Origin of the sequence: Microbacterium sp. K27, from assembly GCF_004794435.1 — a bacterium.
GTDB classification, from domain to species: Bacteria; Actinomycetota; Actinomycetes; order Actinomycetales; family Microbacteriaceae; genus Microbacterium; species Microbacterium maritypicum_A.
Window position 1 is genome coordinate 74,136 of record NZ_SSDK01000044.1, and the last position, 13,582, is coordinate 87,717.

At 70.7% G+C, this 13,582-nt stretch carries 13 protein-coding genes; 6 read left to right on the forward strand and 7 right to left on the reverse strand.

Translation table 11 applies throughout. The features are described 5' to 3' along the window. Nucleotides 1-17: 17 nt before the first annotated feature. The 4 genes from nhaA (at nt 18) to DW307_RS14995 (ending at nt 4,120) form a co-directional block, all read left to right on the forward strand. Nucleotides 18-1,187 (forward strand): Na+/H+ antiporter NhaA, encoded by a 1,170-nt coding sequence (gene nhaA, locus DW307_RS14980; protein ID WP_029260412.1) that lies wholly within the window; start codon nt 18-20, stop codon nt 1,185-1,187. 136 nt (nt 1,188-1,323) lie between these two features. Then, complete coding sequence (locus tag DW307_RS14985; RefSeq protein WP_208323757.1) at nt 1,324-1,929, forward strand: MazG family protein; 606 nt, start codon at nt 1,324-1,326, stop codon at nt 1,927-1,929. Between the two features lie 69 nt (nt 1,930-1,998). Next, nucleotides 1,999-3,249, forward strand: coding sequence for a histidine--tRNA ligase (gene hisS / locus DW307_RS14990; protein WP_240750696.1), 1,251 nt, complete (start codon nt 1,999-2,001; stop codon nt 3,247-3,249). A 64-nt stretch (nt 3,250-3,313) separates the two neighbouring features. After that, nucleotides 3,314-4,120 (forward strand): SGNH/GDSL hydrolase family protein, encoded by an 807-nt coding sequence (locus tag DW307_RS14995; RefSeq protein ID WP_240750690.1) that lies wholly within the window; start codon nt 3,314-3,316, stop codon nt 4,118-4,120. Here the strand turns inward: DW307_RS14995 and DW307_RS15000 are convergent. Further along, nucleotides 4,089-4,655 (reverse strand): VOC family protein, encoded by a 567-nt coding sequence (locus tag DW307_RS15000; RefSeq protein WP_136025101.1) that lies wholly within the window; start codon nt 4,653-4,655, stop codon nt 4,089-4,091. The two genes, DW307_RS14995 and DW307_RS15000, sit on opposite strands and share 32 nt — an antisense overlap. An 87-nt stretch (nt 4,656-4,742) precedes the next feature. On the opposite strand from DW307_RS15000, the gene DW307_RS15005 reads away from it, so the two are divergent. Continuing rightward, nucleotides 4,743-5,534 (forward strand): helix-turn-helix domain-containing protein, encoded by a 792-nt coding sequence (locus DW307_RS15005; protein ID WP_136025102.1) that lies wholly within the window; start codon nt 4,743-4,745, stop codon nt 5,532-5,534. 79 nt (nt 5,535-5,613) lie between these two features. Here DW307_RS15005 and DW307_RS15010 read toward each other — a convergent pair whose 3' ends face one another. Genes DW307_RS15010 through DW307_RS15030 form a run of 5 tightly spaced genes read right to left on the reverse strand, consistent with a single transcriptional unit; the run spans nt 5,614 to nt 11,920 of the window. Continuing rightward, nucleotides 5,614-6,843, reverse strand: coding sequence for an APC family permease (locus tag DW307_RS15010; protein WP_136025103.1), 1,230 nt, complete (start codon nt 6,841-6,843; stop codon nt 5,614-5,616). Between the two features lie 4 nt (nt 6,844-6,847). Then, nucleotides 6,848-8,566, reverse strand: a complete 1,719-nt coding sequence (locus DW307_RS15015; protein ID WP_136025104.1) for a CocE/NonD family hydrolase — start codon at nt 8,564-8,566, stop codon at nt 6,848-6,850. Further along, nucleotides 8,563-9,861 (reverse strand): MFS transporter, encoded by a 1,299-nt coding sequence (locus tag DW307_RS15020; protein WP_029266617.1) that lies wholly within the window; start codon nt 9,859-9,861, stop codon nt 8,563-8,565. The genes DW307_RS15015 and DW307_RS15020 overlap by 4 nt, the downstream gene beginning before the upstream one ends. Nucleotides 9,862-9,896: 35 nt before the next feature. Then, nucleotides 9,897-10,913, reverse strand: a complete 1,017-nt coding sequence (locus tag DW307_RS15025; protein WP_136025105.1) for an alpha/beta hydrolase fold domain-containing protein — start codon at nt 10,911-10,913, stop codon at nt 9,897-9,899. After that, on the reverse strand, nt 10,910-11,920 hold the full coding sequence (locus tag DW307_RS15030) for an alpha/beta hydrolase (RefSeq protein ID WP_136025106.1): 1,011 nt from the start codon (nt 11,918-11,920) through the stop codon (nt 10,910-10,912). Before DW307_RS15030 ends, DW307_RS15025 begins: the two co-directional genes overlap by 4 nt. A 104-nt stretch (nt 11,921-12,024) precedes the next feature. Between DW307_RS15030 and DW307_RS15035 the strand changes: the two genes are divergently transcribed. After that, nucleotides 12,025-13,029 carry a LacI family DNA-binding transcriptional regulator gene (locus tag DW307_RS15035; RefSeq protein ID WP_031207208.1) on the forward strand — a complete coding sequence of 335 codons (1,005 nt, stop codon included), beginning with the start codon at nt 12,025-12,027 and terminating at the stop codon, nt 13,027-13,029. On the opposite strand, the gene DW307_RS15040 is transcribed toward DW307_RS15035, so the two are convergent. After that, nucleotides 13,010-13,480 (reverse strand): PaaI family thioesterase, encoded by a 471-nt coding sequence (locus tag DW307_RS15040; RefSeq protein WP_021199522.1) that lies wholly within the window; start codon nt 13,478-13,480, stop codon nt 13,010-13,012. The two genes, DW307_RS15035 and DW307_RS15040, sit on opposite strands and share 20 nt — an antisense overlap. Nucleotides 13,481-13,582: the final 102 nt, after the last annotated feature.

The window sequence follows — 13,582 nt, forward strand, 5'->3', positions numbered from 1 at the left end:
GACCTACGATGGGGGGAATGCGCATCTCAGCGAATCCCCTCCGCGGACAGCAGTTCCCTGCCGTCCTCCTCCTCGTCGCGGCCGGGCTCGGGCTGCTCCTCGCGAACCTCCCGACGCACGACGCGCTCGCCGCCTTCCTCGACTTCCACATCGCGATCCCCGGCACCGCTCTCGACCTGTCCATCGCGCACTGGGTGTCCGACGGTCTTCTCGCCGTCTTCTTCCTCGTCGTGGCCATCGAGCTGCGTCACGAACTGACCCACGGCGAGCTCGACTCCCCACGCAAGGCCGTGCAGCCCGCGATCGCGGCAACCGGAGGCGTGCTCGTCCCGATCGCGGTCTACCTCCTGATCGCCGGCGGCGACGGCACCACGGCGCCGGGCTGGCCCATCCCCACGGCGACCGACATTGCCTTCGCCCTCGGGGTGCTGGCGATGTTCGGCAAGGGGCTGCCGTCGCGGGTGCGCGTCTTCCTGCTCGCGCTGGCCATCCTCGACGACATCATCGGCATCATCTTCATCGCGGTGCTGTTCGCCGACGACGTGCAGTGGCTGCTGTTCGGCCTCGCGATCGTCGGCGTCGCGGTGTTCTGGGCGCTGAGCCGGCTCCTGCACGCCAAGGGGCACCCGCTGATCGCGGTGGCGATGGTCCTGGTCGGCGTGCTCACCTGGGGCCTGGTCGCTTCCTCCGGCATCCATGCCACGATCGCCGGTGTGCTGCTGGGCCTCGTGATGTCGCCCGTTCCCGCCGGTCGCACCCGGCATGCGCTCGAACCGACCGTGAACGGTGCGATCCTGCCGCTGTTCGCGTTCGTCGCGGCGTTCGTCGTGATCCCCGCCGTGTCGATCACGCAGCTGTCGCCGGCGTTCTGGGCCATCGTCGTGGCCCTGCCCGTGGGCAAGATCATCGGCATCTCGCTGTTCGGCTGGCTGGCGATGCGCATCCGCCCGAAGGGCGCCGATCCGGCGCTGCCGTTCGCCGACATCCTCGCCGCGGGAGCCCTCGGCGGCATCGGCTTCACGGTCTCTCTGCTGCTGGCGAATCTCGCCTTCGCCGACGACGGCGGCATCAGGGACCAGGCGATCCTCGGCGTGCTCGTGGGGTCGCTGATCGCTCTCGTGCTCTCCGGGATCATCGTGTCGCTGCGGGCCCGCTGGTACCGTCGGGTCGCATCCGCAGCATCCTGAGAGGCATCATGACGGGAAGTCCGACTCGGGGCCTCTCCGCGCCCGACCGATTCGAGGAGGAAGCGTGAGCGCTCAGCCCGAGACCGATGCCGGCGTCGACGACGCACAGGATCCGCTCCGTCAGGCCGCCGACACCATGCACGCGGTCAGGGACCGCTGCGTGTGGTCGCAGCAGATCACGCACCGCGACCTCGTGCCGTACCTCATCGAGGAGTCGCACGAGGTGATCGACGCGGTCGAGGCCGGCAGTCGCGACGACCTTCGCGAGGAGCTGGGCGATCTGCTGTGGCAGGTGCTGTTCCACTCCGCCATCGCGGCTCAGGACCCGGATGATCCGTTCGACATCGACGATGTGGCGCGCACGCTCACCGAGAAGATGGTGCGTCGCCATCCTCACGTGTTCGCCGGGGAGGTCGCCGACACCCCCGAACAGGTGCTGGTGCACTGGAACGCGGCGAAGGCGGCCGAGAAGCGCACGCGACGCAGCGTGCTCGACGGTGTGCCGCGGGGGATGCCGGCGCTCGCGCTCGCACAGAAGCTCGCGGGCCGCGCCGCCGGTGCGGGCGTGACGATCGACCCGACACCGGCCGCCGTCTCGCCGGACTCGGAAGCGGAGCTCGGCGAAGCGCTCCTCGCCCTCGTCGCGACGGCGCGCGCCGAGGGCTGGGATGCCGAGCGGGCGCTGCGCGAGCGGCTGCGGGTGCTCGAAGACGACGTGCGCGCGGCCGAAGCCGCCTCCTGACGCCCGGCGCGACGACGCCGACAGACCTGGGAAGATGGAACCGTGGCTACCGTGAATCCGCCGCGCGGCATGCGCGACATCCTCCCCGCCGACAAGGCCCGCCGTGAGCGTGTGCTCTCCGTCATCCGCGAGCGCTACCTCGCACACGGATTCGACGAGATCGAGACGCCCGTCGTCGAGGACTACGAGCGACTGCATGCCGGTATCGGTGGCGACAACGAGAAGCTCTCGTACAACATCCTGCGCCGTGGTCTCGATGCCGATGCGATCCGCGCCGCCGCCGACGACCCGGCCGCGCTCTCCGATCTCGGCCTCCGGTACGACCTGACCGTGCCGCTCGCGCGCTTCTACGCGAGCAACCGTGGTCAGCTCCCCACCGTGTTCCGCTCGATCCAGATCGGTCCGGTCTGGCGCGCCGAGCGTCCGCAGAAGGGCCGCTACCGTCAGTTCGTGCAGTGCGACATCGACATCATGGGCGATGACTCCTCGCGCGCCGAGGCCGAGCTGATGGTCGCCTCGCTCGACGCCGTCGACGCGCTGGGCCTCGAGGGCGCGACCGTGCGCATCAACGACCGCCGGGTGCTGGATTGGATGCTCGACAGCTTCGGGTTCACGGCGGAGGAGCGCCCAGGGGTGCTCATCACGATCGACAAGCTCGACAAGATCGGCCCCGAGGGGGTGGCGACCGAGCTGCGGGAGCGCAGTGCCTCGACTGCGGCCGCCGACGCGTTCGACGCCTTCCTGCGACGTCCGCAGACCATGGAGTACCACCCGTTCGGCGAGCGGCAGATCCGCAAGGCGCTGCCCGAGGGGGCACCGGCCGAGCTGATCGAGCACCTGGTCGGCATCGGCGAGGCCGTGGCCGCGGGGCGCGGGCAGTCCGACATCCCGCTCGTCTTCGATCCGTTCCTCGTGCGTGGCATGGGGTACTACACGGGCACGATCTTCGAGCTCGCGCACCCCTCCGTCGGGTACTCGCTCGGAGGTGGCGGCCGGTACGACGGCATGATCGGGCGCTTCCTCGGGCAGCAGGTACCGGCGGTGGGCTTCTCGCTCGGATTCGAACGCCTGGTCGACTTGATCGCCGATGAGGCCGATGCCGGGGCGCGGGCGGTCGTGCTCATCCACGATGCCGAAGTTCCGGTGCACGAGCTGGTCCGGCACAAGGCGGCACTGATCGCCGGCGGGGCCAGGGTGCGGCTCGAGCGACGCACCAAGAACGTCAAGGCGCTGCTGGAGCGATCGGCTGCCGACGGCTACACCGCCTTCGCGACCGTCTCCACCGGTGCCGACGAGCTGGAGCTCAAGCCGCTCTCCTGACGAGCCGGGGTCGTCGCCGGATCCCGTTCACGCCGCGTTCACGGTGTCGGGATGGAATCAGGGCGTGAGCCGCTTCCGCATCCCCGTTCTGGCCGGGGTGACACTCGTTGCGCTCCTCATCGGCTTCCGGCTCGTGCTCCGCCGACAGGCGGCGCTCGCGCGACGGCGGATCGGGAAGCCGCTGGGGGAGGAAGCACTCGATGCGGATCGCCTCTGGCGTCGAGGTCTCGACGGAGCGCCCCTCGACCTGCTGGTGCTCGGCGACTCGATCGCCGCGGGTCTCGGAGCCGAGCACCGCAAGGAGACGCTCGGCGGGCGTCTGGCGAAGTCGACAGGACGCCGGATGCACCGCCCCGTGAGGCTGCGCACGGCGGCAGTGGTCGGTGCGGAGTCGCCCGATCTCCCCGCTCAGCTCGACGCCCTGCCCGCCGAGTACCGCCCACACGTGGCCGTGATCGTCGTCGGAGGGAACGACGTGACCCACCGGCTGCCGGTGGGGCTGTCCGCGCAGCATCTGCACGAGACGATCCGCCGGCTGCGCGAGATGGGTGCCGAGGTCGTCGTGGGCACCTGCCCCGACCTCGGTGCGTTGCGCGCCGTGCCGCAGCCCCTCCGGCGGATCGCGTCGAGCCTGTCGCGCCGTCTCGCTGAGATCCAGGACGAGACGGCCCGACAGGCGGGCGCCGAGCCGGTGGATCTGCGCCACGCGGTGGGATCGATGTTCTTCGACGAGCCCGAAGCGATGTTCAGCCTCGACCGCTTCCATCCGAGCGCGCTCGGGTATCGCCGCACAGCCGAGGCGCTGCTGCCGGCGGTGTATCGCGCGGCGGAGAGGTCGCTCAGCTCGCGCCGTCCGTCGGCTCCGCGCTGAACGACGCTGCCCATTCGGCCACCCGGCGGCTGCTCTCCTCGTCGGAGATGTCCTCGACACGGGTCATGACCGACCAGCGCACACCGAACGGATCGCGGATGCTGGCGAACCGGTCGCCCGAGACGAAGGGCGCGGGCGCTTCACGCACGGCCGCTCCCGCGGCGACGGCCTTCTCGACGACCGCATCGACGTCCGAGACGTACAGACCCATGGAGTAGCAGTCGTCGTCGCCGTCGGGGGAGCGCACGAGGTGGTAGTCGGGGTTCGGCTCTCCGAGCTGGAGCAGGCCGAGACCGAAGTCGAGGTCGGCGTGCGCGACCACCCCGCCGAACTCCGTGACGTCGATGACGCGGGCGCCGAAGACGTCGCGGTAGAACTCGATCGCCTGCTTCGCGTCGGGGATCGCCAGGAAGGGCGTGAGGGAGGTGGCGCTGTTCGGGCGGCCGTTCGTCGTGTATGTCCCGTTCGTCCCGGTCGTCGGGGCGTTCGCGGGGGTCTTCGCGGTGGTGTCGTTCGTGGTGTCGTCAGTGCTCATGCCGCCACGTTAGGCGGGTCGGGATGGCGGTGGCTTGAAGATCTGCGACAGCATCCGGATGTCGGGTCCGGAGCCTACGCTGGGGCTATGGTGAACCCGAGCCGCGGTGTGCTGTATCCCGCACGTCTGCCGCAGTTCCATCGGTTGCCGGCACCGTCGTCGGTGGCGGATCTGGTCGCGTGGTTCTGGATTCCGGAGTGGGACATCGAGCCCGGGCGCTCGTCGCGGCAGGAGGTGGTCGCCTATCCGGCGCTCAACCTCGTCGTCGATGCGGATGCCGTGACGCTGTCGGGCGCGACCACCCGCCTGTCCCACCGCGATCTGCGGGGGAGCGGATGGGCTGTCGGTGCCCTTCTGCGACCGGCAGCAGTCGTCGCGCTGATCGACGATCCGTCATCCCTGGTCGACGTGGAGCGGGTGCTCGACGCGGGAGAGGTCGTCGCCGACCTCCGCCGTGCCGTGGCCGACGCGATGGAGGCGGGTGAAGGGCGCCGGGAACGGGCGGTCGAGGCTGTCTCCCGGTGGCTCGAGAAGCGTGTGGGACCGGTTGGCGAACCTGCACGCCAGGCCAATGCCGCCATGGAGGTGCTGATGGGAGACGGGGCCGCCCTCACCACGGAGGAGGCCGCCACACGCCTGGCGGTCTCGGTGCGGACCCTGCAGCGCATGACGCACCGCCACGTCGGGCTCTCGCCGGCCGCGATGATCCGGCGTCGGCGCCTGCAGGAGGCGGCGCAGCGGGTACGCGACGAGCCGGGAGTCGACCTGGCTTCGATCGCCGCAGAACTCGGGTACGCCGATCATGCGCATCTCACGCGGGACTTCCAGGCTGTGCTCGGCATCGCGCCGCGGGTGTACCGTTCCGAGACGCGCGGCTGAGATCGGACAGGCGGAGCCCCGGAGTCGTGAGAGCTCAACCCCGAGGGCTCAACCCCGAGGAGCTCAGCGCCCGAGGAGTTCAGGCCCGTGTGAGCCGCAGACGCAGCAGGCGGTATCCGATGCCGAGCAGCACGACGGCGGTGCCGATGATCGACGCGAACACGGGCAGGGTGTTCACCAGGACCAGACATCCGAGGGCACCGAGAACCTGCAGCGCTCGCGGGTAGCGTCGCGCACGCCCGCGCTGCCGGAAGGCCGCGGCGTTCGCGATGAGGTAGTAGAGGAGGACACCGAAGGAGGAGAAGCCGATGGCACCGCGCAGGTCGGCGACGAGCACGATGGCGATCACGATGAGGGCGATGGTGATCTCGGCACGCTGCGGAACCTGGTGGTTCCGGTCGATCTTCGCGAGGAACCGCGGAACATCGCCCTCGCGGGCCATCGCCAGGGTCGTGCGGCCGATTCCGGTCAGCAGCGCCAGGAGCGCGCCGAGCGAGGCGGCAGCCGCGGCCACGCGGAGCACCGGAATCCACACCGATGCACCTGCTGCGGCGAGCAGATCGACCAGCGGCGCCGTCGCCCCGATCGCTTCGGCACCGAGCACGAGCACGACGACCGACCCGACCAGTGCGTACACGACGACGGCGCCGCCCAGGGCGAACACGATCGCACGGGGGATCGTGCGGGCGGGGTCGACGACCTCTTCGCCCATCGTCGCGATGCGCGCGTATCCGGCGAACGCGAAGAACAGCAGCCCGGCTCCCTGGAGCACCCCGTAGACCGTCGCCTCGGGCAGCGGAGGAGGAGAGGCCGTCGGGGCGGCTGCTATACCGAATCCGACCGCGACCGCGAGCCCGAGCAGCGAGCACACCACGAGGATGCGGGTGACCAGTGCTGTGCGGGTCACACCGAAGCAGTTCACGACGGCGAGAAGCACGACGGCCGAGACGGCGACGGGCACCTGCCAGCCGGCGGGGGCTGCATAGGCGGCGAACGTCATGGCCATGGCCGCGCAGCTCGCGATCTTGCCGATCACGAAGCTCCACCCCGCGATGAAGCCCCACCAGGGGCCGATCTCGGCGCGGGCATAGGCATACGTGCCGCCGGCGACGGGGTGGGCGGCGGCGAGCTGCGCCGACGCGGTGGCGTTGCAGTACGCGACGACGGCGGCGATCGCGAGGGCGATGAGGATCCCGCTCCCGGCGACCCCGATCGCGGGTGCCCACACCGCGAAGACGCCGGCGCCGATCATCGATCCGAGGCCGATGGCGACGGCATCCGCGAGTGTCAGGCGACGGGCGAGGGGCATCCCGTCATCGTGGCACGCGGCGGTGAACGGCGGGTGACGCCGCCCCCGCGTGCGCCCCAGCCGTCACTGCGGCGGGCAGGGTGAGGGTGGCGGGATCGGAGCCTCCCACACGCACGGTCTGCTCGCTGGCGATCAGGCGCGAGTGATCGCGCACCGGATCATCGGTGCCGGAGTTGCGCAGATGCAGCGGGTGGGCGCCGGACGACACCTGCACGCGCAGACGCGACCCTGCGGCGAAGCGGTGGGCAAGGGGGGCGAGTTCGAGCCGGATACGGCCGGTCTCGTCGGTGCCGGTCTCGTCGGTGCCGGTCTCGTCGGTGCCGGTGTCCTCGGGCGAGAGACGTCGATACCCGTCGGTGACCGCTCGGGAGACGCCCTTGGAGTCGACCTCGCAGAGACGCACGAACAGGTCGGCTCGAGGATTCGACGATGCGAGACGCAGGGCGATCTCGGGCACTCCGATGACGATCAGGTCTTCCGGAAGCGGATCACCGGTGAACACGAGGACATCGTCCCGGCGTTCGCGGGTGCTTTGTCTGCGTCGCCCTGCGGAGAAGGGATTGAGCGTGCGTCCGCCCCCGTCCGGCGTCGGGTCCGCCGGGTCGTAGCGGTATGTCAGCTCGGCGGTGGGGTGCTCGACACCGCTTCGGTCGAGTCGTCCGTCGGCGGTGAGGGCCATCGACATCGCCGAATGCGGCGGGGGCCAGATCTCCAGCTCCCGCGGGCCACCTCCTCCGGTCACGTCGAGGCGTACGCCCTCCGCGGCGGCGTCCGCGCGGAAGGAGCGCAGTACCTCGCGGGCGCCGATCACCGTGATCTCGGGGGCACCGTGCACCCAGTCGCCGATGATGAGGCGCACCGGGCGCCCCGCATCGCGGAGTGCGGCGTAGTCCGCCAGCTGACCGACCAGGAACAGGTCCTGCCATCCGGCCACGAGAGTGACCGGCGGGATGCTCTCGATGTCCTGTGCGAAGTGCATCGGCTCCCACCAGGGGTCGCCTTCGTCGCTGTGCTCGACCCAGTCGCGGAAGAACTGCGGGTCCGCGCCACGTGCCACGCGCACCGCGTCTGCAGGCGGGATCGCGAGCGCACCCCGACGGAAGGCGCGGCGGGCGCGCAGCAGTGCCCACGCCTTCGACGGCAGCGACCGCTCCTGGATGTCCAGCGCGTACGCCCACGTGAGCGGCGTGTCGATCGAGAATCCGCCGCCCGGGTAGAGGATCGCGTCGTCGAACCGCCGCGCCGAGATCGCGATGCCCAGGGCGTCCGGACGCACGTCGCCGTCGCAGTAGGCCCACTGGGTCACGCCGAAGTAGCTTCCGCCCCAGGAGTGCACGCGTCCTGTCGCCCACGGCTGCGCGCGCAACCACCGCATCGTCGCCTGTCCGTCGGAGACCTCGTCGTGCAGCGGGTCGAACGCTCCTCCCGACCCGAACGTGCCCCGGCAGCTCTGCACCACGACATGGTGCCCGCGTTCGGCGAGGAACAAGGCCACCCCGGCGATGCCGTCACGCCCGTACGGGGTGCGGATCAGCACCGTGTGCCCGTCGGATCCCTCCGCATGCCAGTGGTCGGTGAGGAGTGCGGCTCCGTCGTCCGCCGAGACCGGGATGTCGGCCGTGCGCGTGACCTTCCGGTGCGTCTGCGGGGGCATGTCGACGGATCGGGAGAGGCGTCGGTACTCCCGGCGGGCTGTGCCGCCGAGACGGGGAGCATCGGTCATCGCACGCCCTTCACTCTGGTGACCGCGAATGCGGCGATCACGGCCATCACGACCGCGCCGATGTAGAGGGCCGCGAAGTTCTCACCTGTCGGCGAGCCTATGCGGGTGGCGAAGAATCCGAAAACGGGCACGAGGATGCCCGGCAGCAGATAGGCGAGGGCCACGATGCCGAGATCCTTGCCGGCGTCATCCACGGAGGGGAGGCACTCCGTCATCAGGGCGACATCGGCCGCGATGTAGGCGCCTTGACCGGCCCCGACGACTGCGATCCCGACGAGGAAGAACGCGATGTCGCCGAAGGAGATCGCCAGTATCAGGCCTCCCGCGCTGGCGAGTGCGCCGATGACGACGCTCGGCTTGCGGCGGCCCGTGCGATCGGAGATCACCCCGAACACGAATGCCATCACCAGGTTCATGAGCGTGAAGGCCGCCGTGGCCTGCGTCTGCACCGCGGCGATCTCCGTCGGGTCGTCGATGCCGAAACGGCCCGAGATCGTCAGGTAGAGGTAACTCGTGACCGACACGATCGATGCGGTCATGAAGAAGCGGCACAGCCAGGCCCAGGCGAAGTCGGGGTAGCGGCGCGGGCTCAGCCAGAACGTCGCCAGAACGGCGTTCCAGTCCATCGGGTCGGCGGGCTGCCGGCGACGGATGTCCTTCAGCGTGAAGAACAGCATCAGTGCCAGGAGCACGGAGAACCCGCCGGGGATCAGGAACATGCCGACCTGGCCGATCGGGGCGACCACTCCGGCAAGCGAGACTCCGCCGAGGATCCCGATCGCGGTGGCGGCCCCCGTGACGGCCGACATGATGGCGCGGATGCTGCGGCGGATCTGGTCGGCGAACAGCGTGTGGACCGTCATCGACACGGCGCCCCAGCCGACCAGGACCAGGATGGTGCCGGCTCCGAGCACGAGGAGGGAGGGGGCGGTCGCCTGCACGACGTACCCGGCCAGGGCGATCAGCGAGCCGGAGAGGATCCAGGGGCGGCGGATGCCGAGGCGGGACATCGATCGATCGCTCAGGCGACCGAAGATCGGCGTCGTGATGAGGATGGCGGCGCCGCCGAGCGTGAGGATGATGCTGAGGTCGCCCGTCGCCTGGTCGGGGTCCCACTCCTTGAGGAGCTGGGGGATCGCGACGCTGGCGACGCCCTGGGCGATGCCGGATCCGAGCCACGCGAGCACGAAGGCGATCCAGAACCAGCGTGTCTGGCGCTGACCGGGGATCGCGTCGGTGGTGAGTGGCGGAGCGGGGTCTGCGGGGAAGACAGGATCGACTGCGTGGGTGGACATCATCGTCTCCGGATCTCGGTCGGGGTGGGGAAGGGTCACAGGTGCGCGCCGGTCGTCGTCACTGCATCCGCGGGGGAGTGGCCGGCGGAGCGGTAGGCATCGGCGAGTTCCCGGACGAAGACGTCGCGCCACTGGCGTGCCCCCTCCCACCGGCCGGTCAGGCCGGGGGAGGCATGGTCGTGGCCGGCGCCGATGCGCAGGACCACGGGGACTCCGGCCTCGTGCAGCGCGTCGGCGTACGCCGTCGCGCCGTCCAGGAGGGGATCGAATTCGGCGGCGAGGATCAGGGCGGGAGCGAGGTCGCGGTGATCCGGCGCGTCCAGCGGAGAAGCGTCGGCGAGGGGAGCGCCGGAGCGATAGACCTCGGCGAGGCGCATGGCCGCTTCCCAGTCCGCGGCGGCGAGGCGGCGGGGCATCGATGCGCCGACGAGGCGCAGCGCGGCCGGAAGCACTTCGAGTGCCTGGTGGTGCAGAGATGTTCCGGCGTCGCGCTCGCGCAGCGCGGCGGAGGCCGCGATGGTCGCGCCGGCGGAGTTGCCGCCCACGCCCAGCCGATCCGCATCGATCGCGAGCTCGTCCGCGCGTTCGCGCAGATCCGCCAAGGCCGCGACGGCGTCGTCGACCGGAGCGGGGAACGGGTGCTCGGGTGCCAGCCGGTATTCGAGCGACATGATCTGGACGCCGGAGCGCAGTGCGCGATCCGCACAGAGCCGATCGTTGAGCGACTCGTCGATCGTGCCGCCGGTCCAACCGCCGCCGTGCAGCCACAGCATCGTGGGGAGGGCGCCCGGCGCGGCTGCGGTGCGGAACCGTCGGGCGCGCAGCGGACCTTCCCCTCCCGCCACCGTCAGGTCGTCGATCTCCACGCCCGAGGGAACCGGCGCGGTGAACTCGGAGGCCAGGAGGTCGCTCAGCTCCCGCTGCGCCCGGCGACGCGCACCCATGGCGGGCGACTCCAGCTCGGGGAGTGTCGCGGAGAGCTCGCGGATGCGCTGGATCCACTCCAGGATCGCCGGACTCAGCGGCGGCTCGTGCTGCTCCTGGTCGCTCATGACGGCGTCCTTCCGTGGAGGGTGCGCAGCTCGGAGACGACCAGGCGATGCGCGGCATCCGCTGCGGGCACGAATCCGGTCGAACCGAGCGAGCCGTGCGTCTGCCCGATGAAGCGCATCGCGGTCACCGGGACCCCGGAGGCGGAGAGCGCTCGGGCATAGGCCTCTCCGTCGCCGCGCAGGGGGTCGAGCTCGGAGGTGAGGATCACGGCGGGCGGAAGCCCCTCGTGCGATGCGGCCCGCAGCGGGGACGCATACGGGAGGCGAGCGGCCGCGGCATCCTCGCCGACATACTGCCGGACCAGGGTGCGGCCGACCGCGCGCACGATGACTCCCGGCATCCGCGCATCGATGCCGGCCATGTCGGCATGACCCATGGTCAGGTCGAGTGCGGGGTTCTCCAGCAGCTGCAGGGCGATCGTATGCGCCGAGCGATCGCGGTTCATCAGCGTCACGGCTGCGGCGAGGTCGCCTCCCGATGAGGCCCCGCCCACGGCGAGGCGGTCCGGCGATGCCCCCAGCTCCGTCGCGTGGGTGTGCGTCCACTCGAAAGCCGCCCAGCACTGCTCCGGTTGGGTCGGGAACTGCTGCTCCGGGGCGTGGGCGTAGTCGGCGGCGACGATCACGATCCCCGCATCCCGTGCTCGGGCTCGGAACCGCGCGTCCCACGAGACCCAGTCGATCCCGGCGATCGTGAATCCGCCGCCGTAGAAGTACACCAGCGCGGGGAGGCCCGAGCCGGGTGGCGTGCGCTCCTCGCCGGGCCAGTAGACGCGCACGCGTACGTCGGGGTGCCCGTCGACCGGAACGATGTGCTCCTCGGCGGCGGTGGGGAGCGGCGTGATCCCGAGCGCGGCGCTCACGGTGTTGTCGTTCCTGGCAGCGACCCGGCGTCGTCCTGCGGGGTCTGCGGGTTCCTCCTCGAGCAGAGGCGCGACCCGCTCCTCCCACGCCGCCACGGCGCTGTCGAGGGTCGGGCGCCGGAATCGGGACCACGGTGTCGGCATCGGGCATCTCCTTCGACGGTTCCGCACCGGTGGGTTCCGACCGGGGCGGGTTCCGACCTAGTCTGAGGAATCGAAGAACTTCGATGAAGAAGGGAGGTCCGAGCATGCGCGCACGACCGGGACGGGTCACCATCTACGACGTCGCGGAGCGCGCGGGAGTGAGCATCTCCACCGTGTCGCTGGCGGTGAGTGCGCCGCACAGGGTGCGACCCGAGACCCGCGAACGCATCGTCGCCGCGGCCACCGCGCTCGGGTATCGGATGACGCAGGGGCGGCGCGTGGGGGCCGCGCGCATCGCGGTCGCTGCACCGTTCACGACATACCCCTCGTACCTGCGTCGCCTGTCCGGGATGCTCCGCAGGGCCAGGGATGCGGCGGTCGACATCATCCCCTACGACCTCGATTCGGCGGCGGCCGCCGATGAGCCGCTGCTCGACGTGCTGCCCACGCGCACGGACGCCACCGGCCTCGTGGTGATGGGGGTTCCGCTCGGCGGCGCGGCGCGACGGGCGAGCAGGGCCGCGCGCATCCCGGTGGTCTACGTCGACGTGGTGCCGACGCGGTCGGACGTGGGAGGTCCGGTCGTCCTCGTCGACGACCGTGACGGCGGTGCGCAGATCGGCCGCCACCTCGCCGGCCTCGGACATCGTCGTGTCCTGTTCGTGCATGAGCCGCAGCGCTCGCCGGCCTACGTGTCGGCCGGGATGCTCCGTATCGAAGGGCTCACGCAGCACCTGGCGATGACCGACCTGGCGGTCGCTGATCCCTCCGCGGTCGACGGCCGGGTGATCGCTGCGGCCCGCGCCGCGGGTGCGACGGCGATCGTCGCGAACCACGACCAGTTCGCCGCCGCGGTGCTGTCGGCGTTGCGCGCGGACCCCGGCACCGCTCCGCTCGCTGTCGTCGGCTACGACGACGGCGAGGTCGCTGCGGCGCTCGACCTCACGACCGTGCGGCAGCCGTTCGAGGAGAGCGGTCGCACGGCTCTGGAGCTCGTCCTCGGACTGGTGTCGGGCGCATCGACCGCGCACGACACCGTGCGCCTCGCCCCCACCCTGATCGCGAGGGCGTCGACGCTCGCCGGCGGGATCAGCCCCGCGAAGCGGTGACGCGCTTCTTCTCCCGGATGTAGACCTCGCGGCGCACCTTCGCGACGACGTCGCCCTCACGGTCGGTGATGACGGTCTCGAACCACTCGAGCACCTTGGCTCCGCCGCGTGCACGCTCGCGGATCTCCTCCGCCTTCTCCTTCGACACCTCGAACTCGGCGGTGAGCACGCCTCGGCCGGGCTTGAGGAACTCGATCTCGCCGCGGGTGTCCCACACGACGTGGTCGCGTCCGAGCTGGTGCATGACCAGCATGAAGAAGTACGGGTCGGTCATCGCCGACATCGAGCCGCCGAACGCGGTCTTGACGTAGTTGCGGGTGAAGACGTTGACGTGCAGCTCGACGGTCGCGTGCGTCCAGTCCTCGCTGAAGCGGCGGATGCGGATGCCGCTGAAGAGGTTGGGGATCCACAGGCTCATGCCGATCGCGAGACGGCGGGGAGTGATGCGCATGAAGGCCAGTGTGCGGCACCAGGGCGGAAGCGACGAAGACGTCTGGAGGGTTGGCACAGTTGTTATAGTTCGCATAGAATAAGTAGCGATGATAGGAGAGGA